Source organism: Microbacterium sp. KRD172, from assembly GCF_017168295.1.
In the GTDB taxonomy this organism is placed as follows: domain Bacteria; phylum Actinomycetota; class Actinomycetes; order Actinomycetales; family Microbacteriaceae; genus Microbacterium; species Microbacterium profundi.
The window spans coordinates 1,845,279-1,870,336 of record NZ_JABFAS010000002.1 but is presented as its reverse complement, the minus strand read 5'-3'; the positions used below and the strand labels follow the sequence as shown (position 1 = coordinate 1,870,336).

Genomic DNA, 25,058 nt, shown 5'->3' with positions numbered 1-25,058 from the left:
GATGCCGTCTAATAATACCCTTTCTGAGGGAGAACGCACGCGCGGTACGGTAAGTGGATGATGGTCGAACCCCGCGCCGGACGCCCTCGCGCCTCATCGCGTGAGGTGCTCGCCGAGGCGGCCTGCGAGTTGTTCCTCGAAAAGGGCTACGAGTCGACATCGGTGGCCGACATCACTCAACGCGCCGGAGTGAGCCGCTCGAGCTTCTTCAACTACTTCTCCTCGAAGAGCGACGTGCTCTGGTCTGGACTCGATGCCAGGATCGACGGCGCCATCGGCGCGCTGAGGGAACTGGGGGCGGATGCGGACGCCGCTGCCGTACGCGGCATCCTGCTGACCGTCGTCCACGATTTCGCGCCGGACCCGTTGGCGCTCGCACTGCGCAACGCGACCGCGATGGGTCTCGAGGACGAGCTGGTCCGCGATACGGGTCTGCGCCACGCCCGCCTTGCCGCAGGAATCGCGGATGCTGCACGACGAAGCGGCATCGGTGCGATCCGTGCCGACATCCTCGGTGCCGCTCACGCGGCCGCCGTGCTGTCGTCTCTGCGCGTCTGGGCCGAGCGCGGTGCCGGACACGGCTCGCCCGAGTCGCTGTTCGAGGAGGCGCTGGCGGGGATCCACGATCTTCCGTGGCGTGCCTGACGCCGAGACAGCGTTCACGGCATCCGCTCGCGTAGAATCGAGAGCACCATGGCTACCTTTGGCACGCTCTCCGATCGGCTCACCGAGACATTCCGCAACCTTCGTACGAAGGGAAAGCTCAGCGCAGCCGACGTCGACGGCACAGTGCGCGAGATCCGTCGCGCACTGCTGGATGCCGACGTTGCGCTCGTCGTCGTCAAGGAATTCACCGCGAAGGTGCGCGAACGCGCGCTCGGCGACGAGGTCAGCAAAGCTCTGAACCCCGCCCAGCAGGTCGTGCAGATCGTCAACGAGGAGCTCGTGCAGATCCTCGGCGGCGAGCAGCGTCGCCTGGAGTTCGCGAAGGCACCGCCGACCGTGATCATGCTCGCAGGTCTGCAGGGATCCGGTAAGACGACGTTCGCCGGAAAGCTGGCCAAGCAGCTCGAGAAGGACGGTCACACTCCGCTCCTGGTCGCCGCTGATCTGCAGCGTCCGAACGCCGTCAACCAGTTGCAGGTCGTCGCGGAGCAGGCCGGCGCCACGATCTACGCGCCAGAGCCGGGTAACGGCGTCGGCGACCCCGTCAAGGTCTCCCGCGACGGCGTCGAGCACGCCCGCCGTCAGCAGCATGACGTCGTCATCATCGACACGGCGGGACGCCTCGGCGTCGACGCCGAACTCATGAAGCAGGCGTCCGACATCCGCAAGGCCACGAACCCCGATGAAGTGCTGTTCGTCATCGACGCGATGATCGGTCAGGATGCCGTCAACACGGCCAAGGCCTTCCAGGAGGGCGTCGACTTCACCGGAGTCGTCCTCTCCAAGCTCGACGGCGACGCCCGAGGTGGTGCCGCGCTGTCGGTGGCATCCGTCACCGGCCGCCCGATCATCTTCGCCTCGACCGGCGAGGGTCTCGACGATCTCGAGCCGTTCTACCCCGACCGCATGGCGAGCCGCATCCTCGACCTCGGTGACATCCTCACACTCATCGAGCAGGCCCAGCAGGCCTTCGACGAGGAAGAGGCGCAGAAGGTCGCCGAGAAGTTCGCGACCGATCAGTTCACGCTTGAGGACTTCCTCGGCCAGCTTCAGCAGATGAAGAAGATGGGGTCGATGAAGAAGATGCTCGGGATGCTCCCGGGCATGGGGCAGATGAAGCAGCAGCTGGAAGACTTCGACGAGAAGGAGATCGATCGCACCGAAGCGATCATCCGGTCGATGACGCCAGGGGAGCGGCAGAACCCCAAGGTCCTCAACGGCTCACGCCGCGTGCGCATCGCCAAGGGCTCCGGCATGACCGTGACCGACGTGAACCAGCTCGTGCAGCGCTTCGATCAGGCCGCGAAGATGATGAAGACCGTCGCCCGCGGCGGCACCCCGAACATCCCTGGCATGGGTGCGATGCCCGGCATGGGCCGCCCCGGTGCATCGTCGAAGCGTGGCAAGAAGGGCAAGTCGCAGGGTGCTTCGCGCTCGGGCAACCCGGCGAAGCGGGCGGCTGAGAATGCCGGCCTTCCGTCCGGACCTGCGACGGGCTCGGGCTTCGGTCTCGGCGGTCAGAAGGCGCCGACCGAAGCTGACCTGGCAGAGATCCAGAAGCTGTTCGGCAAGAGCTGACGGGGAGTTCAGGTTTCGGCTCGCCTGCGGCTCGCTCAACCCGTTTCGTCTCGCTCCGCTCGCTCAACGACCCGTGGGGGAACGCTCGCTCAACGAGCCGCTGGGGGAACGCTCGCTCAACGACCCGCGGGAACGCTGCCAGCGTCGATGTCCACGCCGTGCGCCTCGCGCAGCTGGGTCGACGTGTCCACGATCTCGGACTCGATCCGTGCGGCGTCCCAGCCGAGCAGCGGTGCGAGCGCCTCGGCGATCGCCTGCACTGCCGCGGCATCCGCGTCGCCGGTGAAGGCGAGACTCGTGCGGCGGAAGATGACGTCTGCGACGTGGCGGACCTGCTCGCGCTCGACCATCCATGCGAGTTCGCGGGTCGACAGCGCATCTCCGACGACTGGTGCGTCATCTCCTTCGTCGATGAAGGCCGCGACTTCCGCGGCCCGCGTGCCGTAACGGACGAAGAGTGTACGACCGCGTTCGGTGTCACCGACGTTCTGGCGCAGCCACTCCATGCGGCGCCGTGGTGTGCGCGGATATCCATTGCCGCCGCCGATGCGCACCCCGACCGTACTCGCCACGCGCTGGCGTCCGAGCTCGGTGAGCACGTGATCGGCGAGGTTCTCGCCCAGAGCGCGGAACGTCGTCCACTTTCCGCCGACGAGGCTGAACACGGTGGGGGAGCCGTCGTCCTTGCGCCGCTCGATCCGATAGTCGCGCGAGACGAAGCCGGGAGCGGTGTCGTCATGGTGCGGCAGCGGGCGGATGCCGGAATACCGGTACACGATCTGGGAACGGTCGACGGCGATCGTGGGGAAGACATGACCGATCAGATCGAAGAAATAGTCGACTTCCTCTTCCGTGCAGCGGGCAGGCTGCCTGGGGTCGGCCTCGAGATCGGTCGTGCCGACGAGTACTCGCCCCTTCAGCGGGTAGATGAGGACGATGCGGCCGTCGGAGTGCTCGAAGAAGATCTCACGGCCGCCGGTCGCGTCGAGCAGTTCAGGGTGATCGAGCACGATGTGCGAGCCCTTGGTGCCTCCCATGAACGCGGTGTCGGTGCCGAGCGACTCGTTCGTGAGGTCTGTCCACGGCCCTGAGGCATTCACGACGACATCGGCTGCGATGTGGAAGTCGAGGCCGGTCTCGCGGTCGCGCAGGTGCACGCCCTCGTCGTCCAGTCCGATGGCCTCGACATAGTTGAGCGCGCGTGCGCCCGAATGAGCGGCCTCACCGTCGCGCAGCACATCGAGCGCGAGACGTTCGGGGTCGTGGACGGAAGCGTCGTAGTAAGTCGCGGTGTACTTGATCTCCTGGTCGAGTTTCGGCAGCTGCTGCAGCGACTTCTTGCGGCCGACGAAACGGTGACGGGGAACGCTGCCGCCGTCACGGGAGAACGTGTCGTACAGCATCAGCCCGATCTTGATGAGGAACGCGCCGCGTTCCTGCGGCTTGCCCTGCTTGTGCGTGAGGAAGCGGAGCGGGGCGGCGAACACCCCAGAGAATGTCGAGTAGATCGGGATCGTCGTCTCAAGCGGCTTGACATAGTGCGGCGCGATCTTCAGCAGACCGTTGCGTTCCTGCACCGACTCCTTCACGAGTCGGAACTCGCCGTTCTCGAGATAGCGGATGCCGCCATGGATCATATGGCTGGACGCGGCGGTCGCGCCGGAGGCGAAGTCCTCTCGATCGACGAGGAGTACATCGATGCCCTGCATCGCCAGATCACGGAAGGTCGAGATTCCATTGATTCCGGCGCCGATGATCACGACGCCGGTCCGGCCGCTCTCCCGCGCGAAGCGCACGCTCTCTCGTTCGACCGGGGTGGTGTTCGCAGTGCTCATCGTCTCTCCTTGCTGGGCCTACACGGTATATCCTGATTCGGCCGGCACAACTGCGCAAGCCAGATGCACGAACGTGCAAGGAGAATCGATGAGCGACTCATCCCTGAGCGATCCCCGGGCGGGGACGGCGCTGCGCGCGGCCCAGATGTACTACCTGCAGGACATGACGATGGACGCGATCGCCCGTGAGCTCGCGACCTCGCGCTCGTCCGTATCGCGCCTGCTCAGCCATGCGCGTGCAACCGGGCTCGTGGAGATCCAGATCCACCAGCCGCAAGGACAGGAGCTGCGCCTGGAGGAGGCCATCCGCGAGCGGTTCGGCATCGCGGCGCACGTCGTACCCACGCCGAAGAACCTCTCCGACGTCGAGCGTTTCGAACGGGTCGCGATGAGCGCGGCACGTCTGCTGCCGCTCTACTTCGATTCGAACATGACCCTCGGCATCGCCTGGGGGTCCACGCTCGATGCCATCAGCAGGCACCTGCCGAAGAAGGAGACGCACAATTCCACCGTGGTGCAGCTCAACGGGGCGGGCAACACCTTCACGAGCGGGGTCGACTACGCCAGCGAGATACTGCATCGTTTCGGGCAGGCGTTCGGTGCCGGCATCCAGCAGTTCCCTGTGCCGGCTTTCTTCGACGACCCGCGCACGAAGGAGGCGATGTGGCGCGAGCGCAGTACGCGGCGAGTACTCGACCTGCAGGCCCGCGCCGACGTCATCCTGTTCGGGCTCGGGTCGCCGTTCGCCGAGGTGCCCAGCCGTGTATACATCGGCGGCTATCTCGATCGGGATGACTATCGCAGCCTGCGGGAGGAGAAGGTCGTCGGCGACATGGCCACAGTGTTCTACCGATCCGATGGCAGCTGGAAGGACATCGAGTTGAACAACAGGGCGACCGGTCCCGCCTTCTCCGTGCTGTCGAGGGCATCGAGGCGCATCTGCGTCGTCACCGGCGTGCAGAAGCTGCCGACCCTGCGAGGGGCGATCGCCACCCGTCTGATCACCGACCTCGTTCTCGACGAGCATCTGGCCGAGCAGCTCGTCGACTCGTGACGAACGGATGCTGCACGTTCGTGCAGGGCGGCTGAGTCACCGGGCCGACTTCTTCTAGGCTGAATCCCAGACCAGACAACGCCGTCACCGGCTGGAGAGAACACCTATGCACATCGTCGCCGTAGACCAGGGCACCACCAGCACACGAGCCATCGTCTTCGACGAGCGAGGAGCCATCGTCGCCTCGGGCCAGCGCGAGCACGAGCAGATCTTCCCTCAGGCAGGCTGGGTCGAGCACGACGCGGCAGAGATCTGGACGAACACCAGGGCGGTCATCGATGTCGCCGTGCAGAATGCCCGTCTGGAGGCATCCGACGTGGCGGCGATCGGCATCACCAATCAGCGCGAGACCGCCGTGGTGTGGGATCGCCTGACCGGCGAGCCGGTCTACAACGCGATCGTCTGGCAGGACACCCGCACACAGGCACTCATCGACACGCTGGCCGCGGACGGCGGCGTCCGCCGTTTCGCCGAGACCACCGGACTGCCGCTCGCCACATACTTCTCAGCGTCCAAGATCGCCTGGATCCTCGACAACGTCGACGGCGCGCGCGAACGGGCAGAGAGCGGGGAGCTGCTGTTCGGCACACCAGACACCTGGTTGTTGTGGAACCTCACGGGTGGTGTCGACGGGGGAGTGCACGCGACTGATGTCACCAACGCCAGCCGCACGCTGCTGATGGATCTGCGCACGCTCGACTGGGACGACGCTCTGCTCAAGGCGTTCGGGGTTCCTCGTGCGATGCTGCCCACGATCCGCTCGTCATCGGAGGTGTACGGGGAGGCAGTCGGCACTTCGCTCGACGGCATCCCGATCGCGGGAATCCTCGGAGACCAGCAGGCCGCCACATTCGGCCAGGTCGCTTTCGAGCGCGGTGAATCCAAGAACACCTACGGCACGGGCAATTTCCTCATCGTGAACACCGGCGAGGAGATCGTCGACAGCGAGAACGGGCTGGTCACGACCGTCGCGTATCGCCTCGGTGACGAGCCGCCGAAGTACGCGCTCGAGGGCTCGATCGCCGTCACAGGGTCATTGGTCCAATGGCTGCGCGACAACCTGGGCCTCATCAAGGACTCGGCTGATGTGGAAGAACTCGCGCTCTCTGTGGAGGACAACGGAGGCGTGTACATCGTCCCGGCGTTCTCGGGGCTCTTCGCGCCGTACTGGCGACCCGATGCGCGCGGCGCGATCCTCGGACTCACCCGCTTCGCGAACAAGGGCCACATCGCCCGCGCCGCACTGGAGGCGGTCGCCTTTCAGACACGTGAGGTTCTGGATGCCGTCATCGCCGACACGAACGTGCCGCTGGAGGAGCTGCGAGTAGACGGCGGAATGGTCGGCAACGACTCACTGATGCAGTTCCAGGCCGACGTGCTGGGCGTTCCAGTCGTCCGCCCGGCCATCATCGAGACGACAGCACTCGGCGCAGCGTATGCGGCGGGGCTCGCCGTCGGAGTCTGGGCCGATCTCGACGAACTTCGCGCGATGTGGCACGAGGACGAGCGCTGGGAACCGCAGATCGATGAGGAGGAACGAGAACGCCGCCTCGCACGGTGGCGCAAGGCCGTCACGCGCACGTTCGACTGGGTCGACGACTGACCTCAGTTCACGCCGTCCCCTGTTTCTTCTGTCTCGCACTTCTCTTGGTTCAATTGCTGCCGCACTTTGCTGCCGCACTTTGCTGCCGCACTTTGCTGCCGCACTTTGCTGCCGCACTTTGCTGCCGCACTTTGCTGCCGCACTTTGCTGCCGCACTTTGTGGCCCGGGGTCGACAACCGCCCCTCATCCCCAGACTCATCGGGCGTTCCGTGGCCCGAGGTCAAAAGAGGTCCAGCGCGACGGACGGCGGCCCGCCGGCCCTTCTTGGCCCGGGGTCAGCGCGCGCCGCTCGTGCTACCTGCGCGGCGGCCCTTTCTGACCTCGGGTCAGATTGTCGGGCTACCCTGCGCGACGAGCACACGGCGGATGCGGTTGACCAGCGCATCGAGATCGTCGAAGTCGCGGGCAGTGACGCTGATGAACCGATAGCCGAGCGACTCGAGTTCCGCTCGGCGCACCTGGTCGCGGCTCCATTGGGCTGGATCGCGGTGATAGTCGCCGTCGTACTCGATGATGACTCGCGCCTTCCGGTAGAGCATGTCAACGCGCGCGACGAACCGCGCACCATCGAAGATGTCGACATTGCACAATGGCCGCGGCAGCCCCGCCATCACCAGGACGACGCGCACCATCGACTCTCTCGGAGACTCGGCGCGATCGTCACAGAGCTCGAGTGCATTCCGACGCATGGCTGCACCCGGGGCTCCGGCGAAGCGTGTGAGCGTCGCGTTCAATGATTCAAGCGACGCGAGCGGGTTCCGCCACGCGAGAATGTGGTCGGTGATCGCGACGAAACGGGGGAGTGCTGTCACGCGCGACAGTTCGACCCAGACCCGTTCGATGGACAGCACCCGGATGCGCTTGTGCAGTACCACGTCATCGTGGTCGATTGCCATCCGGAAGCCGCGCACGCCTTTGCGACGGATGCGCGTTTGGGTTGCTGCCACCCCTACGTGAATGAGGCGCCACGCGCTCTTCTCTTCTCGGGAGTCGAGTGGTAACCCCCAGAGCACAGCCGCGGTCAGGCCGCATATGAACGCGTGCGGGGGGATCACTCGCATGAGCAATCCGATGCGTTCGAGCGGCTTCAACTCTGTTCTGGATCGCGACCCATGGAAAGGTCGCTTCAGATCGCGGGCGCGGAGGCGCTTCTTCGAGACGCCGTGGTCTCGCGCTTCGGCGACGCTGAAAGCACCCGGCAGATCATGCGGAAGCGGTTCTGGTTGCATCCGTACAGCCTTGAGTCTGCGCGGCGTTGATCAGCTCTTTCCACAACCCGCGTGCACGGAGACTCGTTGTGCAGACACAGTGCGCGCGTCATCCCCTTTTCGACCCGGGGTCAGTAAGTGCCTCGATTAGGGGCTCTGGGTCGTGTTCGGTGACCCGGGGTCACAAAAGTTCGGGCAGTGTGAGAAGTGTGACAAAGAGGGGAGCTGAGACCTCAGATCACTGGCGCGCCGGGGCCGGAGCGGAACTCGCGGATGAGATGCTGCACGACCTCTCCGAGGTCGGAATCGGTCGCCTCGGCGACTGTCAGCTGACGCTCATAGCTCGCACCGCCGTCGAGGATCGTCCCGATTCCGGCGAATTCGGCTTCGCATCCCAGGTCCGCTGCGATCGGAGCGAGCGCGGACATCGTCTCCGCGAGGTGCTCGCGAACCTGCCGCTGCGTGCCGACCGCGTCCACGATCACTCGGGCGTCCAGTCCGTAGCGCGCCGCCCGCCACTTGTTCTCGCGGTGGAACCAGGGCGGCATCGTCGGCAGCGTCTCGCCGGCATCCAGCATCCGTGACATGTGCTCGACGAGCACCTGCACGAGGGCGGCGACCGAAGCGAGCTCGGCGAGTGTGGACAGCCCATCGCAGGCGCGCACCTCGATCGTGCCCCACCGAGGAGCGGGACGGATGTCCCAGCGCACCTCCGTGGCATCCGCCATCACACCGGTGCGGACCATGTCATCGAGATAGCCTTCGAACTCTGCCCAGGAGTGCAGAGCCCATGGCAGCCCGGCAGTGGGAAGCTGCTGGAACACCAGGGCGCGATTGGATGCGTAGCCGGTTCGTTCGCCGGCCCAGAACGGACTCGATGCCGAGAGCGACTGAAGATGCGGCAGATACGCGGTCAGCGCGTTGATGATGGGGAACACCTTGTCGCGGTCTTCGACGCCGATGTGGACATGGATGCCCCAGATCATCATGTTGCGGCCCCACCACTGGGTGCGCTCGATGAGGTCGTGGTAGCGCGTCTTGTCGGTGACGCGCTGGTCGAACCACTGCGCGAAGGGGTGGCTGCCCGCTGAGAGCAGCTCGATTCCGGCCGGATCCGTAGCCGCGCGCACCGCGGTGATCGCATTGCCGATGTCGCCGATGGCGTGGGCCACCGATTCGCCGATCCCGCTGGTGACCTCGATCGTGTTCGTGAGGAGTTCGCCGGTGACGGTGTGACGCTCCGGCGTGCTCTCATCCTCAAGCGCGGCGAGCAGCTCGGGCGCACGGCCGACAAGGTCCCCGGTCTCAGGATCGGCGAGCATGATCTCCCACTCGAGACCGACCGTGGACCGCGGGGAATCGGTGAATTCTTGCGTCACGTGCACAGTCTGACACGCACCGTCCACGACACGGATGACCGCGTGTCGCGTCGTTTCGCTACTCGCCTCCGAATCTGGCAGAATAGAAGGTCGGACGACGTTCTCGACCCTCTATCCAGAATGCGTCCACTCATTTGAGCTTCCGCCGGGTGTGCACCCCACTCTCCAGGCGACCGGTTCGTTTCCTTCCACACAATTCAGGAGAATCGTGGCTGTCAAGATTCGTCTCAAGCGCATGGGCAAGATCCGCGCACCTTACTACCGCATCGTCGTCGCCGACTCGCGCACCAAGCGCGACGGTCGAGTGATCGAGGAGATCGGCAAGTACCACCCCACCGAGCAGCCCTCGTTCATCGAGGTCGACTCCGAGCGTGCACAGTACTGGCTGTCGGTCGGCGCACAGCCGTCCGAGCAGGTCACTGCGCTCCTCAAGCTCACAGGCGACTGGGGCAAGTTCAAGGGCGACAAGGACGCGGTCTCGACCGTTCAGGTCAAGGCCCCCAAGGTGCCGTTCGAGATCGACGGTGCCAAGAAGTCTGTCGTCAAGCCGAAGGCGGAGAAGAAGGCTGAGCCGGTTGCTGAGCCTGTCGAAGCACCCGCCGCTGCCGACGCGGAGGCCGCCGAGGCTCCCGCAGCAGACGCCGAATAATCGCCGTGCTCGCCGCCGCGCTCGAACACATCGTCAAGGGGATCGTCGATCACCCCGAAGATGTTCAGATCAACGCCTCCACGTCGCCGCGAGGCGACCTGCTCGAGGTGCGCGTGCACCCCGACGACCGGGGGCGCGTGATCGGGCGCGGCGGCCGCACCGCAAAGGCACTGCGCACGCTCATCACCGCTCTGGCGGACGGGCGTCGCGTTCGCGTCGATGTCGCGGACGACTGACGTGGTGTCGAAAGACCGGAACCAGGGCAAGAACCAGCTGCGCGTCGGGCGCCTCGTCAAGGCCCATGGTCTCAAGGGCGCCCTCAAGCTGGAGTTGTACACCGACAACCCCGAGCGTCGATTCGTCATGGGTGCCGAGTTCACGTTGCAGGTGCCAGAGGCATCTCCGTGGCACGGTAAGAGCGTCAAGGTACGCGAGTACCGGGTCATGAACGGCAACCCCGTCGTGTTCTTCGAAGACATCGAGGACCGCGAAGGTGCCGAAGGCCTCGTGCGGGCGATCCTGTGGATCGATCAGGATGCCGATGAGGACGAGGACGACGCCTGGTACGACCATCAGCTCGTCGGACTCGACGTCGTGCGCGACGAGACCGTCATCGGCAAGGTGGCTCGCGTCGAACACATGCCGGCGCAGGACCTGTTGATCGTCCGTCCCACCGGCGCCGGTGCGGACGGCGACGTGATGGTCCCGTTCGTGAAGGCCATCGTCCCTGCGGTCGACATCGCCGCAGGGCGCGTCATCGTCACGCCTCCCGCCGGACTGTTCGAAGAGCTTCCGGATGCAGTGACCGAAGCCGCGGATGAGTCGAAGCCGGACGCCGAGGACGACGCGGCCGTCGATTGATCGATGGCTACGATCAACGCATGCGCACTTCGACTCGCTCCGCTCGCTCAGCACACCGGATAGACGTCGTCTCCATCTTCCCGTCGTACTTCGACGGGCTGACGCTGTCGTTGCTGGGCAAGGCACGCGAGAGCGGCATCCTCGATCTGCGCATCCATGACCTGCGCGATTGGACCAGCGACCGTCATCGAACCGTCGATGACACCCCGTACGGCGGGGGAGCAGGAATGGTCATGAAGCCAGAGCCCTGGGCGCTGGCGCTCGACGACCTCGCTGCGGGCTCAGACCGTTCGACCATCATCTTCCCTTCGCCTGCGGGCGAAGTGTTCCATCAGAAGACCGCGAGAGAGTTCTCCGAGCGCGAGCACCTGATCATCGGCTGCGGGCGGTACGAAGGCATAGATGAGCGCGTCTTCGAGTACGCGGCCACTCTGGGCGAGGTGCGCCTCGTCAGCCTCGGCGACTACGTGCTCAATGGCGGTGAGGTCGCCGCGATGGCGATGATCGAGGCGGTCGGCCGCCTGATTCCAGGTGTCGTCGGGAACCCGGACAGCCTGGTCGAGGAATCGCATGAGGACGGGCTGCTGGAGTATCCCTCGTACACGAAGCCCTCGAGCTGGCGCGATCGTGCTGTGCCGGACATACTGCTCAGCGGAAATCATGCGGCGATCGCCGCATGGCGTCACGAGCAGCAGCTCGCACGCACAGAGAGTCGGCGTCCGGACCTGCTGAGCGACTGAGTCAGACGCGGGCGTCGACCTTGTCGAGCAGCTCGTCCTCGGCATCCGCGTCATGATCGCGGCGCCGAGGGTTCCTGGTCGGCGCGGGTCGCCCTTCGACCTCTTCGCGGTGTTTCTGGATCTCTGTGCGGATCATGTACCCGATGAAGATGAAACCCATCAGGGCGAACAGGATCCACTGGATCGCATACGACAGGTAAGGACCAGGATCTTCAGTGGGGGAGTCGAACGTCCCAGGCGCCGTGTCAGGTGACGGATCCTCACTCACCAGCAGACCGTATGCACTGGTGACGACGTCGCCAGTTGTCGTCGCCGCGATGCTCGGCAGGTGGATCGTCGGCACCTGTCCCTCGGGGGCGCCGCGACCCGATGCCGGCAACCGCTCGCCGGGCCGAAGCCGCACGATCACTTCCACCGTGCCGGTCGGAGGAGCGGGAACGACATCGGGGTTCGCCTCCTCACCGGGCGGCACCCAGCCGCGGTCGACGATGAACACGCGCCCGTCCACGTCCTGGAAGGGGACGAGCACCTCGAACGCGCTCGTCCCGCCGTGCGGACGATTGCGTACGAGGACCTGCTGATCGGCGAGATACTCGCCCTCGAGCTTCACGGGATGCCATTCGTCCTCGGCATCGAGAGAGCCGTCAGCGGCGATCGCCTCGGAGAGCGGGATCGGCGTGGCGTCGTAATTGCGCTCGACGAGAGCGAGCTGTGCAGACCTGCCCTCATTCCTCTCGAACTGCCAGTTCGAGAGGAAAGCGCAGGCCACAGCGAATGCGATCGCGATGAGGACATAGACGCCCCAGCGCACGAGACGATTGCTCATGCGGGCACTCCTTCCCGAACCGTCACCGGGAAGTCCCGCGCGACCAGGTAGTCACGCAGATACTCGACATGCTCATCGCACGCCAACCAGATCTTCTCGCGTTCGGCGGAGTGGATGCGCGGGTTGCGCCACACGACGTGGTGGGTCGCCGGTGCACGGCATGCCGCTCGTGAGCATTCGAACTCGTCCGTCACGCCTCGCCGCTCCCGTCGTCCTGGTTCTTGGTTCGGTTCGCCCGGTCGTCGTCGGGCTTCACGTCGTGGGTGCTCTCACCGCGTGGCGTCTCATGAATGGTGATCGTCCTCGCATCCGATGGCTCGGCGGGTGGGGTGCTCGCCGTCGTCGGCAGCTCCTGCGACGCGGATTCAGGAGCCGGGCTCGCCGTGGGGCTGATCGCGTTCGCGAAGACGACGGCGATGTACGGCAGCACTGCCGTGGCGATCGCGAAGACCCAGGTGTACCAGCCATACGGCGTCACGAAGATCGTCAGCGCGAAGCATGCCATCCGGATCACCATCGTGAGCACGTACCGGCGCACGCGACCGGTGGCCTCGTCCTGCGGCGACTGCGGCAGCGAGGTCACGGCGGGTGCATGACGGGAGCGGTTCACGGTACCTCCAGCCTACGCCGCGCGGGGACATGCGTTCGTCGCCCGATAGGATTGCTCGGGCCTCGACAGAACGCCAATGGGAGTGAGAGATCATGAGTTCAGAACGCGTCGTCCTCGTCACCGGAGGCAACCGCGGTATCGGCCGCTCGATCGCCGAGCGCTTCATCCGCGACGGTCATCGTGTCGCGGTCACCGCCCGCAGCGGTGAAGGTCCGGAAGGCGCGCTCACTGTTCGCGCCGACGTGACGGATGCCGCATCCATCGATGCGGCATTCAGCGAGGTCGAGGAGAAGCTCGGCCCGGTCGCGGTGGTCGTGGCGAACGCGGGGATCACCAAGGACACACTGCTGATGCGCATGAGCGAGGACGATTTCGACAGCGTCGTCGCGACGAACCTCGGCGGCGCGTTCCGCGTCGTCAAGCGTGCGTCGAAGGGAATGCTGCGCGCACGATTCGGACGCGTCATCCTGATCTCCAGTGTCGTCGGTCTGTACGGTTCAGCCGGCCAGGTGAACTATTCCGCATCCAAGAGCGGCCTGGTCGGATTCGCCCGGTCGCTGACCCGCGAACTCGGGGCCCGCGGCATCACGGCGAACGTCGTCGCGCCCGGATTCATCGAAACCGACATGACCGCCGAGCTCCCCGAAGACACCCAGAAGCAGTACAAGGCGAGCATCCCGGCAGGCCGCTTCGCGACGCCTGACGAGGTGGCCGGCGTCGTGACCTGGCTCGCCGGTGATGACGCGGCCTACATCTCAGGCGCCGTGATCCCCGTCGACGGTGGACTGGGGATGGGTCACTGACTCGTTGATCAGCGACGCGAGTCGATCAGGCGTCGCGGCGGGTCGGTGGGCACCTGCGACTCGATCGGAACGCGCATCCGCAGCGTCCCACACCACGTTTCCTCCACCGCTGTGCCCGACGAGCACGACATGGTCGTCCACGGCGCTGAGAACGTCGAGACGTGGTCGGCGTCAACTGATCAGGGAAGCAGCGGGATGACCGCGCTGAGGTCGTGCGATCCGATCACCAAGCTTGCCGCGTCGCGGACGGCGGGTTTCGCGTTGAACGCGAGCCCGAGCCCGGCGACCGACATCATCTGCAGGTCGTTCGCTCCATCTCCGATGGCGATCGTGGCATGCATGGGAACTTCGAGCTCCTGCGCCCACTCGGTGAGCGCATGGGCCTTCGCCGCGGCATCCACGATCTCGCCGTCGACGAGTCCGGTCAGCATCCCGTCCGCGACGTCGAGACGATTGGCCCGCCAGCGATCGACGCCCAGTTCGGGAGCGATGTGGTCGAGGATCTCGTGGAATCCGCCGGACACGACACCGACCACGCCGCCGCGCCCGTGCACGGCAGCAGTCAGTTCGCGCACGCCCTGCGTCGGCTCGATGCGTGCCCGCACCCGTGCGAACGCCGCGGTGGGAACGCCCTTGAGCTCCATGACCCTGGAGCGCAGGCTCGCCGCGAAGTCGACTTCGCCGCGCATGGCCGCCTCGGTCGCTCGCTGCACCTCTTCGCGTCGGCCTGCTTCATCTGCGAGGAGTTCGATCACCTCATTGCGGATGAGAGTGGAATCGGCATCGAGGACGACGAGGAAACGCGCAGAGGTCACACGGTCGAGCGTAGCGCGCCGGTCAGCGTTCGATCTGCACGCCCTTGCCGACCACGGTGATGCCTGACTCGGTCACCGTGAAACCGCGTTCGATGTCACGCTCGCGGTCCACACCCACGGTGGCGCCGTCGAGCAGCACCACGTTCTTGTCGAGGACGGCCCGATGGATCCGGGCTCCCTGGCCCACGTGCACGTGATCGAACAGCACCGAATCCGTGATCGTCGAACCGCCACCGGCGAGGGTGCCCGGCCCGACGACGCTGCGCTCCAGATGCGTGCCGGAGAGTACGGACCCGAGCGACACGATGGAGTCGATCGCGTTGCCGATCCTGCCGACCGCATCCCGCACGAACTTGGCCGGCGGCGCGTTCACACTCTGCGTGCGGATGGGCCACAGCGTGTTGTACAGGTTGAACACCGGAAGCGTGGAGATCAGATCCATGTGCGCGTCGAAGAACGAATCGATCGTGCCGACATCACGCCAGTACGCACGATCGCGCGGAGACGAACCGGGCACGTCGTTCTGCTTCATGTCGTAATAGCCGGCCTCGCCGCGATCGACGAAGTAGGGGATGATGTCGCCGCCCATGTCATGGGCAGACGTGGCGAGTTCGCCGTCCGACTCCACCGCTTCGACGAGTGCGTCGGTGTCGAAGATGTAGTTGCCCATCGAGGCGAGCACTTCGTGGGGAGAGCCGATGAGGCCTTCGGCATCCGTCGGCTTCTCCAGGAAGGCCCGAATGCGCCCTGAGCCGTCCGGGTCGGCGTCGATGACGCCGAACTGGTTCGCGAGTGCGAGGGGCTGCCGGATGCCGGCGACGGTGGCCTTCGCGCCGGACGCGATGTGCGCCTTGACCATCTGACGGAAGTCCATGCGGTACACGTGGTCGGCGCCGATCACCACCACGATGTCGGGCTTCTCGTCGTTGATGAGGTTGAGGCTCTGCAGGATCGCATCTGCGGAACCCGAGAACCAGCGCTTCCCGAGCCGCTGCTGTGCGGGCACCGAGGTGACGTACGAGTCGAGCAGCGCCGACATCCGCCACGTCTGCGAGATGTGGCGGTCGAGGCTGTGCGACTTGTACTGCGTCAGCACGACGACCTGTCTCAGCCCCGAATTGATCAGGTTCGAGATCGCGAAGTCGATGAGGCGGTACTGGCCGCCGAAGGGCACCGCCGGTTTCGCGCGGTCCGCCGTCAGGGGCATGAGACGCTTGCCTTCGCCGCCGGCGAGGATGATGCCGAAAACCTTCTTAGGGACCGCCATGGCTCAACCATAGATGCGGATCGCGTTGCTGTACTAGCGTTCAGACATGCGCGTCGACATGATCACGAAGGAATACCCGCCGGAGATCTACGGCGGGGCCGGTGTCCACGTCGCTGAACTCGTCTCCGCACTGCGTCAAAGCATCGATGTCGAAGTTCGCGCCTTCGGCGCGCCGCGTGATGAGCGGTCGACGACGGCGTATCGCAGTCCTGCCGAATTGGCCGGCGCGAACCCCGCTGTGCAGACCCTCGGCACCGACCTGGCGATGGTCGGTGACATCGCCGGGGCCGATCTCGTGCACAGTCACACGTGGTACGCGAACTTCGCCGGACACATCGCGTCCCAGCTGCACGGGATCCCGCACGTGCTCACCGCGCACAGCCTGGAACCGCTGCGACCGTGGAAGGCCGAGCAGCTCGGTGGCGGCTACGCCGTCTCAAGCGGTGTCGAGAAGCTCGCATACGAGAACGCGGCGGCCATCGTGGCCGTGTCTGGCGGAATGCGCGCCGACATCCTCCGCAGTTATCCCGCTGTCGATCCGGCGCGCGTCAGGGTGATCCACAACGGGATCGACGTCGAACGTTGGCGGCCGGTTCAGGATGCTGCGTTCCTCTCGAGCATCGGCATGGATCCTGACCGACCGTCCGTGGTCTTCGTCGGGCGCATCACCAGGCAGAAGGGACTGCCGTATCTGCTGCGCGCCGCGGCGGAACTGCCGCCTGAGGTGCAACTCGTGCTGTGCGCCGGTGCACCTGACACCCCGGAGATCATGGTGGAGGTGCAGGAGGGCGTGCGCCTGCTGCAGCAGACACGCCAGGGCGTGATCTGGATCGAGCGGATGCTGCCTCGAGACGAGCTCTCCGCGATCCTCACCGCGGCCACCACATTCGTCTGCCCGTCCGTCTACGAGCCGCTCGGGATCGTGAACCTCGAGGCGATGGCGTGCGGCGCCGCTGTGGTCGGCACGGCCACGGGTGGCATTCCCGAGGTCGTCGATGAAGGCGTCACCGGCCGTCTCGTGCCGATCGAACAGGTGACTGACGGCACGGGGACGCCGGTGGACCCTGACCGCTATGTCGACGATCTCGCGCGCACGCTCACCGAGGTCGCGATGGATCCGGCGCAGGCGGCTGCTTACGGAGAAGCCGGACGTGAGCGCGCCGCCCGCGAGTTCAGCTGGGGTGCGATTGCCGACACCACGCGGGCGCTCTACGCGGAGCTGACGGATTGAGCCGATAGGCTTGAAACATGCCGAGTGCTCTTGATTTCACCGATGTCGTCGTGCGCCGTGACGGGCGCAACATCGTCGATCATGTGACCTGGCAGGTCGCGGAGGATCAACGCTGGGTCGTGCTCGGACCGAACGGTGCGGGCAAGACGACTCTGCTCCAGCTGGCGGACACGCTGATGCATCCCACCGGTGGCACGGTGACGATCCTCGGGGAGACACTGGGCCGCACCGACGTCTTCGAGCTCCGTCCCAGGATCGGCTTCGCCTCATCGGCCATGGCGAGACGCCTGCCGAGCGACGAGACGGTTCTCAACGTCGTGCTCACCGCCGCGTACTCCGTCACCGGCCGCTGGAACGAGCAGTACGAGAACATCGACGAGCGGCGCGCCGTGCGAGTGCTGGGCGAGTGGAAGCTCGATCACCTCGCCGACCGCACCTTCGGAACCCTCAGCGACGGTGAGCAGAAACGGGTGCAGATCGCGCGGGCCGTCATGACCGACCCCGAGCTGCTGCTGCTCGACGAGCCGACCGCGTCGCTCGACCTCGGCGCCCGCGAGGAGCTGCTCGGGCTTCTGAGCGGCTACGCATCGTCTCCGACGACTCCTGCCATGGTCATGGTCACCCATCACGTCGAAGAGATCCCGATCGGCTTCACGCACGTGCTGCTGATCCGCGACGGTGGCATCGTCGCGGCGGGACCGATCGCTGAGACCTTGACGGCGGATGCTCTGACCGAGGCGTTCGGCATGCCGATCGTGCTCAGCGCTGAGGACGGCAGGTACGCGGCGCGCGCCACGTCCTGAACACAGATCTGCTAGACTCGACCCTTGGTGCGCATGCACCCTCTGACTCTCTTTCTATTTCGTATCCGCAAGCCAAGGAATCAGCAATGAAGACTGACATTCACCCCGTCTACAAGGCCGTCGTGTTCCGCGACCTCGGCTCGGGCGAGACGTTCCTCACCCGTTCCACCGTCTCCAGCGACAAGAAGATCGAGCTGGACGGCGTGGAGTACCCCGTCATCGACGTCGAGATCTCGTCGTCTTCGCACCCGTTCTACACGGGCAAGCAGCGCATCATGGACTCGGCCGGTCGCGTCGAGAAGTTCAACCAGCGCTTCAAGGGCTTCGGCGGCAGCAGCAAGTAACTCCTGCCCCACGAGAAAGGCCCCGCCTCGGCGGGGCCTTTCTCGTGCGCGGGGTTGTTCGCCAAGACCCCCGATTCGTGTCCAGACCCCGGGATATTCATGTCATTCAGATGGGGTGTCGCGAACAACACGGGGTCTCAGACGGACGTCGAGTCCGGCTGCCGCACTGGCCACGTGCCGTCGAGCGAATCCTCGGCGTCGAGTCGTCCGATCCGGATGAAGTACTCGGTCAGGCTCTCAGCCTGCGTGCGCGCCCAGCCGATCTGCTGCGTATGCAGCTCTTGTGCCGAGGCTGCGAGCGGGAAGGCGCGCGCGATCGCCTGAGCGACGCGGCCGGCGGCGATGGCATCTGCGGCTGCCTCATGTGCGCCGTCGAGGCGCACCGCGTAGTGCTCAGCGACGACCTCGAGGGTGCGCTTGCCCTTGCGATACCGATCGACGGCCTTGTCGATCACATGCGGGTCGATGATGGGGCCAGGTGATTCGAGGGGCGGGATGCCGTGCCGCAGGCACTCGTGCGTGAGCAGGGAGAAGTCATAGGACGCGTTGTAGGCGACCACCGGCATGCCCTGGGCGAAGAGCGCGCGCAGCGATGCGGTGACCTCGCTGACGACCTCTCGTGCGACTCGTCCGTCACGTCGCGCCTGCTCGGTGCTGATACCGTGCACGGCTGCCGCGCCCTCGGGGATGGGGATGCCGGGATCGGCGAGCCAGGAGCGCGCGGCGATCTCGCGCCCCTTCGCGTCGAGCACGCCGACGTGCGCCGTGACGATGCGATCGGCGGTCACGTCGACACCGGTGGTCTCAAGATCGAAGACGCCGATGCGCCTGAGCCAGCCGGGGAGTTCGAGATCGATTGCCATGACCCCACGCTAGGGAGGGCTTCGGACAATGCTGTGCAGGCTCGCCCGTAGACTGGATCCATGACCGTTGCCTCGCCGTACGCCGACCGGCTGAGCCGTCTGCCGGTCGAACGTCACGAAGTCGAGGTGGGGGGCGCGAAGACCGCCTACTGGGTGTACGGCCCATCTGATTCATCGACCACGGTGATCGCGGTGCACGGTTTCCGCGGCGAGCATCATGGGCTGGAGCCCGTGCTCGCGTATCTCCCCGAGGTGCGGGTGATCGCGCCCGACCTGCCCGGTTTCGGTGAGACGCCGCCGCTGCCCGGTCGCACACACGATCTCACCGCATACGCCGAATGGCTTCGGAGCTTCTCCGCCGCGGTCGCGCCCGGCGCCGTCATCCTGGGCCATTCGTTCGGCTCGATCGTGGCATCCGCCGCGGTCGCCGGTGGGCTCGAGACACCGAGACTGATCCTGATCAACCCCATCGGTGCGCCGGCACTGGAAGGGCCCAAGGGTGTGATGACGCGTCTCGCCGTCTGGTACTACGACCTCGGAGCGATGCTGCCCTCGAAGGTCGGTACCGCGTTGCTGCGCAACCGGCTGATCGTGCGCGTCATGAGCATCACCATGGCGAAGACGAAGGATCCTGCCCTTCGACGCTTCATCCACGACCAACACGACACCTACTTCTCGGACTTCGCAGATCGCGATGTGCTGCGCGATGCCTTCGTCGCGAGTGTGTCTCACGACGTGAGAGCCTTCGCCCCGCAGATCGACGTGCCGACACTGCTGGTCGCCGCGCAGAAGGACGACATCACCCCCATCGAGGCCGAGCGTCATCTCGCGACGCTGTTCCCCGATGCAGAGCTCGTGGAGATCGCCGACGTCGGACACCTCATCCACTACGAGACCCCTGCCGACGCGGCCGGGGCGATCCGTCGCTTCCTCAGGGTTCCCGTCGCGCGAGGCCGATGAGTCCGGCGACGCGGAACGGTATCACCTCGCCCATCGCGAGCGACGTCTCGGTGCGTTCGACGCCCTCGATCGAGAGGATCCGCGCGTCCGTGTCGAAGAGGTGACGTGCGTCGCGGCAGGCGACTCGCGCCAGCAGATCGATCGCGCCGCTGAGGCCGTGCACCTGCAGCACCTCGGGGATGCGTGCGAGTTCGGCCGTGATGCGGGGCAGCTCGGTCTGCCGCAGCCCGATGCTGATGAACGCCTGCAGAGGGAAGCCGAGCACCTCCGGCGAGAACGATCGCTCATAGGACAGGAACACCCCGGTCTGCTCGAGCCTGGCCATCCGTGCCTGGATCGTGTTGCGGGACAGCCCGAGCGTCTCGGCGAGGGCCACGATCGTCGTGCGGGGATCTTCAGCGAGGACGGCGAGCAGTTCGAGATCGACGCGGTCAAGAGCGGGCATAGTGCCAAACATTAGCAGGGTCGACGTGCCTGTATTGGGCAACATGCTCAGGGCTGCTGTGAATGCTTGAGCGTGCTGATCAGCAGACGTACCCTCGAAGTAGCCGATGATGATGTCGGTGCACGCGTGCAACTCCTCACGAGGGAGACACACGACAGGAGGACGATGATGTCGATGCAGACCACACCGATCGCAGACACCACCCAGGATCTGGAGCTCTCCGAGCGGCTTCTCGCGCCAGACGGCACCCGTCAGAAGAACCCGGAGCTCGACCCGTTCGTCGCCGATGTCGACGCCGCACAGTTGCGCGCTCTGCATCGCGACATGGTGATTCTGCGCCGCATCGATGCGGAGGGCATCGCGCTGCAGCGCCAGGGGCAGTTGGGCCTGTGGGCGCCGTGCAACGGTCAGGAGGCAGCGCAGATCGGCACCGCGCGTGCGCTCGATCCGATCGACTTCGTCTTCCCGAGCTACCGCGAGACCGGCGTCATCTACGCACGCGGCGCGCAGCCGGGTGACTTCGTCCGCGTCTGGCGCGGTGAAGAGGGCGCCCCGTTCGACCCGGCCGAGATGCGGGTCGCTCCGCTGCAGATCATCATCGGCGCGCAGACACTGCACGCGGTCGGCTACGCCATGGGCATCAAGCACGAGAAGGCCCCGGAAGTCGCGGTCACCTACTTCGGCGACGGCGCGACCAGCCAGGGCGACGTCAACGAGGCCATGGTGTTCGCGGCCTCATATCAGGCACCGGTCGTGTTCGTCTGCCAGAACAACCACTGGGCGATCTCCGAGCCCGTCGCGGTGCAGTCGCAGTATCCGATCGCCGGCCGTGCTCCGGGGTTCGGCATCCCGAGCCTCCGCGTCGACGGCAACGATGTGCTCGCGTGCATGGCGGCGATGCGCTGGGCGCTCGCGCATGCACGTGCGGGCAAGGGGCCGGCATTCATCGAGGCGGTGACGTACCGGATGGGACCGCACACCACCTCGGATGACCCCACTCGCTACCGTGACCCCGCCGAACTCGAGCCCTGGCGCACGCGCGACCCGATCGCCCGGCTGGAGGCGCACCTTCGCGCCGCCGGCGAACTCGACGACGAGCAGATGGCTGCTGCGCAGGCGGATGCCGATGTCATGGCACGTGAGATGCGTGCCGCATGTCTGGGCCTGGTCACGCGCGAGCCGCTCGCCGTCTTCGACAACGTCTACGCCGAGCCGCACTGCGGTATCGACCGTCAGCGCGACGAGTACGCCGCGTACATCTCTTCATTCGAGGGGGCCTGAGATGACGGAGATCACACTGGGCAAGGCCCTGAACGCGGGGCTCCGCAAGGCCATGAGCGACGACGAGAAGGTCGTGCTGATGGGTGAGGACATCGGCAAGCTCGGTGGTGTGTTCCGCATCACCGACGGCCTGCAGAAGGAGTTCGGTGCCGCACGCGTGATCGACACCCCGCTCGCAGAGTCCGGCATCGTCGGTACTGCTGTCGGGCTCGCCTATCGCGGGTACCGTCCGGTTGTCGAGATCCAGTTCGACGGCTTCGTCTACCCGGCGTTCGATCAGATCGTCTCGCAGGTCGCGAAACTGCACTACCGCACCCAGGGGCGGGTGAAGATGCCCATCACGATCCGCATCCCATGGGCGGGTGGAATCGGTGCCGCCGAGCACCACTCCGAGTCGCCGGAGGCGTACTTCGTCCACACGGCCGGGCTGCGCGTCATCACGGTCTCGAACCCGCAGGATGCCTATCGCTGTCTTCAGCAGGCCATCGCCTCGGATGACCCGGTCATCTTCTTCGAGCCGAAGCGCCTGTATCACCACAAGGGCGAGGTCGATCTGGAGGCCTCTCTCGCCGACGCGCCTCCGATGGGAGTCGCGCGTGTCCTCCGCGAGGGGACGGATGCCACGATCATCACCTACGGTGCGATGGTGTCGACTGCGCTGGATGCCGCGTCGGCCGCGGAGGACGATGGAGTGTCGCTGGAGGTCATCGACCTTCGCTCGATCTCTCCGATCGACTACGACACCGTGACCGCGTCGGTGCGCCGTACCGGACGAGTCGTCGTGGCCCACGAGGCATCGCGCGAGGCGGGCGTCGCCGCGGAGGTCATCGCGAGCATCACGGAGCAGTGCTTCGAGTACCTCGAAACGCCGCCGTTGCGCGTCACCGGGCACGACATCCCGTATCCGCCGGCCAAGCTCGAGAAGTTCCACCTTCCGGATCTCGATCGGATACTCGACGCCGTCGATCGGGTGCTAGACCGGCCGAACAGCCTGACGGGAGCAGAGTCATGATCGAGGAGTTCCGCCTTCCGGACCTCGGTGAGGGACTCGCCGAGGCCGAGGTCGTGCAGTGGCTCGTGGCGCCGGGCGACACCGTCACTCTCAACCAGACGCTCGCCGAGGTGGAGACGGCCAAGGCGGTCGTCGAGCTGCCGTCGCCGTTCGACGGGATCGTATCGACCCTGCACGCCGAGGCGGGCGAGACCGTCGCCGTCGGTGCTCCGTTGATCGCCTTCGACGTGGCCGGAGCGGAGCCTTCGGCTTCCTCCGCCGGGGCTTCCTCGGCTGCAGAGGAGAAGACGCCGCCGAATCTCGTGGGCTATGGAGCCGCCCCGGCGAAGGGCGGCCGTCCCACACGGCGCGTGCGCAGAGCCGGGCGCGTCGATGCGGTGTCCGACACCGCTGTGCTGGAGGCGGCGCCGCACGATGTGCTGCCGGCACCGGAAGCCGTGCCCGCAGAGGTCGGTGAGCGCCCGCGTTCGACACCACCCGTGCGCGCATACGCGAAGCGATCGGGAGTCGACATCGTGCTCGTGGCCGCCGACGTAGGAGACCGCGTGATCACGCGCGATGACATCGATGCGTACCTCGAGCGGGTGGGTGGGCATTCGGAGCCTGTCACGGCGCACGTTCCGGACACGGCGCTGGCGGCATCGGTCGGCGAACGGGAGACGCGGATCCCGATCAGAGGTGTCCGCAAGCACACGGCGGCGGCAATGGTGCAGAGCGCCTTCACCGCCCCGCACGTGACGACGTTCCATACGGTCGATGTCACCGCGACGATGGATCTGATCGCGCGTCTGCGCGATGACCGGGCACTGTCCGAGCACCGGATCGGACCGCTCGTGATCGTGGCCAAAGCGGTGTGCCTTGCGCTCACGCGCACGCCAGGGCTCAACTCGCGCTGGGATGACGCGGCCGGCGAGATCGTGCAGCCGCACTACGTGGATCTCGGCATCGCCGCGGCGACGGAGCGCGGACTCATCGTGCCGAACATCCGCGACGCCGATCAGATGACGCTGCCCCAGCTCGCTGACGCGCTGTGCGCTCTCACCGAGACCGCACGGTCGGGGAAGACCACACCGGCAGCACTGGCCGGCGGCACCTTCTCGATCACGAACATCGGCGTCTTCGGCATCGATGCGGGAACCCCGATCCTGCCCCCTGGACAATCCGGCATCCTCGCGGTCGGCGCCGTGCGGCGCATGCCGTGGGAGTACAAGGGCGAGATCGCACTTCGCCAGGTGATGACGCTGAGTCTGTCGTTCGATCACCGCGTGGTCGACGGTGCGGAGGGCGCCCGATTCGTGAAGGACGTCGCCGACATCCTCGAGGAGCCCGGCCGCGCGATGCTGATGCGCTGACGACCCTTCGACAGGCTCAGGGAACGATACTCGGCGCATGAGCTGTTTCCCGGTCGTCGAGCCTGTTTCCCGATCGCATGAGCTGTTTCCCGGGCGTTGAGCCTGTTTCCCGGTCGTCGAGCCTGTTTCCCGATCGCATGAGCTGTTTCCCGGGCGTTGAGCCTGTTTCCCGGTCGCTGAGCCTGTCGAAGCGCCCGAAACTCAGGACGTCAGCGCGGCGCGCGCCATCGCAGTGAGAATGGTCGCCGTCGACTTGTTCGACCTCGCCGCGCTGCGCGTGCTGTGCGGGGTGGAGTTGATGAGACCGAAGCAGGCCTGTACACGCAGTCGCAGTTCATCAGCCGGTACGTCGTGCAGCGGCGCGAGAGCCGAGATCCACAGGTCGATGTAGATGCGCTGCAGTCGGCGCACCTCCGCACGATCCGCGTCGCTCAGGTGGGCCAGATCCCGATCCTGCACACGGATGACGTCGGCATGCGTGAGTGCGAAGTCGACGTGGAAGCCGATGAGCGCCAGCATCCGCTCCTCATCGCCCCAGGATGACTCGGCGACGCGGGACCCGCCGCTGACGAGATCTTCGCTGACCTTGACGAGGACGGCGCCGAGCAGCGCCTGCTTGCCCGCGAAATGGCGGTACACCGCGGGACCGGAGACACCGACGGCCGATCCGATGTCCTCCAGGCTCACGCCGGAGTAGCCGCGCTCGGCGAAGAGGCGTGCGGCTTCGTGCAGCAGGGAATCCGCGCGCTCTGCTTTCGCGCGATCGCGCGCGGTCGGGGGGCTTGTCATTTCAGTTAATGCTCGCTAACCTAAAACGGCTGGTTAGTGCACAGTAACCGAAAAGCGCTGTTCAACGCCACCGTGAGTCGAGG

27 protein-coding genes are annotated in these 25,058 nt (G+C 66.0%); 16 read left to right on the top strand and 11 right to left on the bottom strand.

Annotated features, from left to right (window positions below):
- Positions 1–57: 57 nt before the first annotated feature.
- Entirely contained in the window at positions 58–645 is a 588-nt protein-coding gene (locus tag J1M43_RS09420; RefSeq protein ID WP_033104529.1) for a TetR/AcrR family transcriptional regulator, read from the top strand.
- A 48-nt stretch (positions 646–693) separates the two neighbouring features.
- Positions 694–2,244 (top strand): signal recognition particle protein, encoded by a 1,551-nt coding sequence (ffh, locus tag J1M43_RS09415; protein ID WP_033104528.1) that lies wholly within the window; start codon positions 694–696, stop codon positions 2,242–2,244.
- A 116-nt stretch (positions 2,245–2,360) separates the two neighbouring features.
- Here the strand turns inward: ffh and J1M43_RS09410 are convergent, their stop codons facing one another.
- On the bottom strand, positions 2,361–4,079 hold the full coding sequence (locus J1M43_RS09410; RefSeq protein WP_206476543.1) for a glycerol-3-phosphate dehydrogenase/oxidase: 1,719 nt from the start codon (positions 4,077–4,079) through the stop codon (positions 2,361–2,363).
- 88 nt (positions 4,080–4,167) lie between these two features.
- Here J1M43_RS09410 and J1M43_RS09405 point away from each other — a divergent pair, with 88 nt between their 5' ends.
- Positions 4,168–5,133 carry a sugar-binding transcriptional regulator gene (locus J1M43_RS09405; protein ID WP_206476542.1) on the top strand — a complete coding sequence of 322 codons (966 nt, stop codon included), beginning with the start codon at positions 4,168–4,170 and terminating at the stop codon, positions 5,131–5,133.
- 106 nt (positions 5,134–5,239) lie between these two features.
- Positions 5,240–6,736: a glycerol kinase GlpK gene (gene glpK, locus J1M43_RS09400; RefSeq protein WP_206476541.1), complete on the top strand. Its 1,497-nt coding sequence runs from the start codon at positions 5,240–5,242 to the stop codon at positions 6,734–6,736.
- Positions 6,737–7,063: 327 nt separating this feature from the next.
- Here the strand turns inward: glpK and J1M43_RS09395 are convergent, their stop codons facing one another.
- Complete coding sequence (locus J1M43_RS09395) at positions 7,064–7,633, bottom strand: endonuclease domain-containing protein (protein WP_052166635.1); 570 nt, start codon at positions 7,631–7,633, stop codon at positions 7,064–7,066.
- Positions 7,634–8,178: 545 nt separating this feature from the next.
- Entirely contained in the window at positions 8,179–9,330 is a 1,152-nt protein-coding gene (locus J1M43_RS09390; protein WP_374058521.1) for a glutamate--cysteine ligase, read from the bottom strand.
- Positions 9,331–9,532: 202 nt separating this feature from the next.
- Between J1M43_RS09390 and rpsP the strand changes: the two genes are divergently transcribed.
- From rpsP to trmD, 4 genes are read left to right on the top strand one after another with little or no spacing between them, the layout of a single operon-like run.
- A complete protein-coding gene (gene rpsP / locus J1M43_RS09385; protein ID WP_033106991.1) occupies positions 9,533–9,973 on the top strand; it encodes a 30S ribosomal protein S16 in 441 nt (146 codons plus the stop codon).
- 5 nt (positions 9,974–9,978) lie between these two features.
- Positions 9,979–10,209 carry an RNA-binding protein gene (locus tag J1M43_RS09380; RefSeq protein ID WP_033106992.1) on the top strand — a complete coding sequence of 77 codons (231 nt, stop codon included), beginning with the start codon at positions 9,979–9,981 and terminating at the stop codon, positions 10,207–10,209.
- On the top strand, positions 10,193–10,834 hold the full coding sequence (rimM, locus tag J1M43_RS09375) for a ribosome maturation factor RimM (protein ID WP_206476539.1): 642 nt from the start codon (positions 10,193–10,195) through the stop codon (positions 10,832–10,834). Before J1M43_RS09380 ends, rimM begins: the two co-directional genes overlap by 17 nt.
- Before the next feature lie 20 nt (positions 10,835–10,854).
- Positions 10,855–11,574, top strand: a complete 720-nt coding sequence (gene trmD, locus J1M43_RS09370) for a tRNA (guanosine(37)-N1)-methyltransferase TrmD (RefSeq protein ID WP_206476538.1) — start codon at positions 10,855–10,857, stop codon at positions 11,572–11,574.
- A 1-nt stretch (position 11,575) separates the two neighbouring features.
- On the opposite strand, the gene J1M43_RS09365 is transcribed toward trmD, so the two are convergent.
- From J1M43_RS09365 to J1M43_RS09355, 3 genes are read right to left on the bottom strand one after another with little or no spacing between them, the layout of a single operon-like run.
- A complete protein-coding gene (locus J1M43_RS09365; RefSeq protein ID WP_033106994.1) occupies positions 11,576–12,400 on the bottom strand; it encodes an SURF1 family protein in 825 nt (274 codons plus the stop codon).
- Positions 12,397–12,594 carry a hypothetical protein gene (locus tag J1M43_RS09360; protein ID WP_033106995.1) on the bottom strand — a complete coding sequence of 66 codons (198 nt, stop codon included), beginning with the start codon at positions 12,592–12,594 and terminating at the stop codon, positions 12,397–12,399. Before J1M43_RS09360 ends, J1M43_RS09365 begins: the two co-directional genes overlap by 4 nt.
- A complete protein-coding gene (locus J1M43_RS09355; protein ID WP_206476537.1) occupies positions 12,591–13,010 on the bottom strand; it encodes a DUF3099 domain-containing protein in 420 nt (139 codons plus the stop codon). The genes J1M43_RS09360 and J1M43_RS09355 overlap by 4 nt, the downstream gene beginning before the upstream one ends.
- Before the next feature lie 92 nt (positions 13,011–13,102).
- Here J1M43_RS09355 and J1M43_RS09350 point away from each other — a divergent pair, with 92 nt between their 5' ends.
- Complete coding sequence (locus J1M43_RS09350; protein ID WP_033106996.1) at positions 13,103–13,813, top strand: beta-ketoacyl-ACP reductase; 711 nt, start codon at positions 13,103–13,105, stop codon at positions 13,811–13,813.
- A gap of 179 nt (positions 13,814–13,992) precedes the next feature.
- Here the strand turns inward: J1M43_RS09350 and serB are convergent, their stop codons facing one another.
- Both serB and J1M43_RS09340 read right to left on the bottom strand, forming a co-directional pair.
- The gene (serB, locus tag J1M43_RS09345; RefSeq protein WP_033106997.1) at positions 13,993–14,628 is read right to left on the bottom strand and encodes a phosphoserine phosphatase SerB; all 636 of its coding nucleotides are present in this window, start codon (positions 14,626–14,628) and stop codon (positions 13,993–13,995) included.
- A 22-nt stretch (positions 14,629–14,650) separates the two neighbouring features.
- Positions 14,651–15,895 carry a glucose-1-phosphate adenylyltransferase gene (locus J1M43_RS09340; RefSeq protein WP_206476536.1) on the bottom strand — a complete coding sequence of 415 codons (1,245 nt, stop codon included), beginning with the start codon at positions 15,893–15,895 and terminating at the stop codon, positions 14,651–14,653.
- 46 nt (positions 15,896–15,941) lie between these two features.
- Between J1M43_RS09340 and glgA the strand changes: the two genes are divergently transcribed.
- From glgA to J1M43_RS09325, 3 genes are all read left to right on the top strand, one after another.
- Positions 15,942–17,126, top strand: a complete 1,185-nt coding sequence (glgA, locus tag J1M43_RS09335) for a glycogen synthase (RefSeq protein WP_206476535.1) — start codon at positions 15,942–15,944, stop codon at positions 17,124–17,126.
- A gap of 17 nt (positions 17,127–17,143) precedes the next feature.
- On the top strand, positions 17,144–17,929 hold the full coding sequence (locus tag J1M43_RS09330) for an ABC transporter ATP-binding protein (protein ID WP_033107000.1): 786 nt from the start codon (positions 17,144–17,146) through the stop codon (positions 17,927–17,929).
- 86 nt (positions 17,930–18,015) lie between these two features.
- Positions 18,016–18,273 (top strand): type B 50S ribosomal protein L31, encoded by a 258-nt coding sequence (locus tag J1M43_RS09325; RefSeq protein WP_033107001.1) that lies wholly within the window; start codon positions 18,016–18,018, stop codon positions 18,271–18,273.
- A 137-nt stretch (positions 18,274–18,410) separates the two neighbouring features.
- Here J1M43_RS09325 and J1M43_RS09320 read toward each other — a convergent pair whose 3' ends face one another.
- Positions 18,411–19,136: an exonuclease domain-containing protein gene (locus J1M43_RS09320; protein WP_033107002.1), complete on the bottom strand. Its 726-nt coding sequence runs from the start codon at positions 19,134–19,136 to the stop codon at positions 18,411–18,413.
- A 60-nt stretch (positions 19,137–19,196) separates the two neighbouring features.
- Here J1M43_RS09320 and J1M43_RS09315 point away from each other — a divergent pair, with 60 nt between their 5' ends.
- Positions 19,197–20,096: an alpha/beta fold hydrolase gene (locus tag J1M43_RS09315; protein ID WP_206476534.1), complete on the top strand. Its 900-nt coding sequence runs from the start codon at positions 19,197–19,199 to the stop codon at positions 20,094–20,096.
- Here the strand turns inward: J1M43_RS09315 and J1M43_RS09310 are convergent.
- On the bottom strand, positions 20,068–20,541 hold the full coding sequence (locus tag J1M43_RS09310) for an Lrp/AsnC family transcriptional regulator (protein ID WP_033107004.1): 474 nt from the start codon (positions 20,539–20,541) through the stop codon (positions 20,068–20,070). The genes J1M43_RS09315 and J1M43_RS09310 overlap by 29 nt on opposite strands.
- A 168-nt stretch (positions 20,542–20,709) precedes the next feature.
- Here J1M43_RS09310 and pdhA point away from each other — a divergent pair, with 168 nt between their 5' ends.
- Genes pdhA through J1M43_RS09295 form a run of 3 tightly spaced genes read left to right on the top strand, consistent with a single transcriptional unit; the run spans position 20,710 to position 24,186 of the window.
- Positions 20,710–21,822, top strand: a complete 1,113-nt coding sequence (gene pdhA, locus J1M43_RS09305) for a pyruvate dehydrogenase (acetyl-transferring) E1 component subunit alpha (RefSeq protein ID WP_206476533.1) — start codon at positions 20,710–20,712, stop codon at positions 21,820–21,822.
- A gap of 1 nt (position 21,823) precedes the next feature.
- On the top strand, positions 21,824–22,834 hold the full coding sequence (locus J1M43_RS09300) for an alpha-ketoacid dehydrogenase subunit beta (protein ID WP_206476532.1): 1,011 nt from the start codon (positions 21,824–21,826) through the stop codon (positions 22,832–22,834).
- A complete protein-coding gene (locus tag J1M43_RS09295) occupies positions 22,831–24,186 on the top strand; it encodes a dihydrolipoamide acetyltransferase family protein (RefSeq protein WP_206476531.1) in 1,356 nt (451 codons plus the stop codon). The genes J1M43_RS09300 and J1M43_RS09295 overlap by 4 nt, the downstream gene beginning before the upstream one ends.
- 201 nt (positions 24,187–24,387) lie before the next feature.
- Here the strand turns inward: J1M43_RS09295 and J1M43_RS09290 are convergent, their stop codons facing one another.
- On the bottom strand, positions 24,388–24,975 hold the full coding sequence (locus tag J1M43_RS09290; RefSeq protein WP_206476530.1) for a TetR/AcrR family transcriptional regulator: 588 nt from the start codon (positions 24,973–24,975) through the stop codon (positions 24,388–24,390).
- Positions 24,976–25,058 lie beyond the last annotated feature (83 nt).

What these genes read in the sequence shown, in the direction of transcription:
- J1M43_RS09420 (WP_033104529.1), top strand. Translation starts at nt 58, where the DNA reads ATGATGGTCGAACCCCGCGCCGGACGCCCTCGCGCCTCATCGCGTGAG.
- ffh (WP_033104528.1), top strand. Translation starts at nt 694, where the DNA reads ATGGCTACCTTTGGCACGCTCTCCGATCGGCTCACCGAGACATTCCGC.
- J1M43_RS09410 (WP_206476543.1), bottom strand. Translation starts at nt 4,079, where the DNA reads ATGAGCACTGCGAACACCACCCCGGTCGAACGAGAGAGCGTGCGCTTC.
- J1M43_RS09405 (WP_206476542.1), top strand. Translation starts at nt 4,168, where the DNA reads ATGAGCGACTCATCCCTGAGCGATCCCCGGGCGGGGACGGCGCTGCGC.
- glpK (WP_206476541.1), top strand. Translation starts at nt 5,240, where the DNA reads ATGCACATCGTCGCCGTAGACCAGGGCACCACCAGCACACGAGCCATC.
- J1M43_RS09395 (WP_052166635.1), bottom strand. Translation starts at nt 7,633, where the DNA reads ATGGCAATCGACCACGATGACGTGGTACTGCACAAGCGCATCCGGGTG.
- rimM (WP_206476539.1), top strand. Translation starts at nt 10,193, where the DNA reads ATGTCGCGGACGACTGACGTGGTGTCGAAAGACCGGAACCAGGGCAAG.
- trmD (WP_206476538.1), top strand. Translation starts at nt 10,855, where the DNA reads ATGCGCACTTCGACTCGCTCCGCTCGCTCAGCACACCGGATAGACGTC.
- J1M43_RS09365 (WP_033106994.1), bottom strand. Translation starts at nt 12,400, where the DNA reads ATGAGCAATCGTCTCGTGCGCTGGGGCGTCTATGTCCTCATCGCGATC.
- J1M43_RS09350 (WP_033106996.1), top strand. Translation starts at nt 13,103, where the DNA reads ATGAGTTCAGAACGCGTCGTCCTCGTCACCGGAGGCAACCGCGGTATC.
- J1M43_RS09340 (WP_206476536.1), bottom strand. Translation starts at nt 15,895, where the DNA reads ATGGCGGTCCCTAAGAAGGTTTTCGGCATCATCCTCGCCGGCGGCGAA.
- glgA (WP_206476535.1), top strand. Translation starts at nt 15,942, where the DNA reads ATGCGCGTCGACATGATCACGAAGGAATACCCGCCGGAGATCTACGGC.
- J1M43_RS09330 (WP_033107000.1), top strand. Translation starts at nt 17,144, where the DNA reads ATGCCGAGTGCTCTTGATTTCACCGATGTCGTCGTGCGCCGTGACGGG.
- J1M43_RS09325 (WP_033107001.1), top strand. Translation starts at nt 18,016, where the DNA reads ATGAAGACTGACATTCACCCCGTCTACAAGGCCGTCGTGTTCCGCGAC.
- J1M43_RS09320 (WP_033107002.1), bottom strand. Translation starts at nt 19,136, where the DNA reads ATGGCAATCGATCTCGAACTCCCCGGCTGGCTCAGGCGCATCGGCGTC.
- J1M43_RS09315 (WP_206476534.1), top strand. Translation starts at nt 19,197, where the DNA reads ATGACCGTTGCCTCGCCGTACGCCGACCGGCTGAGCCGTCTGCCGGTC.
- J1M43_RS09310 (WP_033107004.1), bottom strand. Translation starts at nt 20,541, where the DNA reads ATGCCCGCTCTTGACCGCGTCGATCTCGAACTGCTCGCCGTCCTCGCT.
- pdhA (WP_206476533.1), top strand. Translation starts at nt 20,710, where the DNA reads ATGTCGATGCAGACCACACCGATCGCAGACACCACCCAGGATCTGGAG.
- J1M43_RS09300 (WP_206476532.1), top strand. Translation starts at nt 21,824, where the DNA reads ATGACGGAGATCACACTGGGCAAGGCCCTGAACGCGGGGCTCCGCAAG.
- J1M43_RS09295 (WP_206476531.1), top strand. Translation starts at nt 22,831, where the DNA reads ATGATCGAGGAGTTCCGCCTTCCGGACCTCGGTGAGGGACTCGCCGAG.
- J1M43_RS09290 (WP_206476530.1), bottom strand. Translation starts at nt 24,975, where the DNA reads ATGACAAGCCCCCCGACCGCGCGCGATCGCGCGAAAGCAGAGCGCGCG.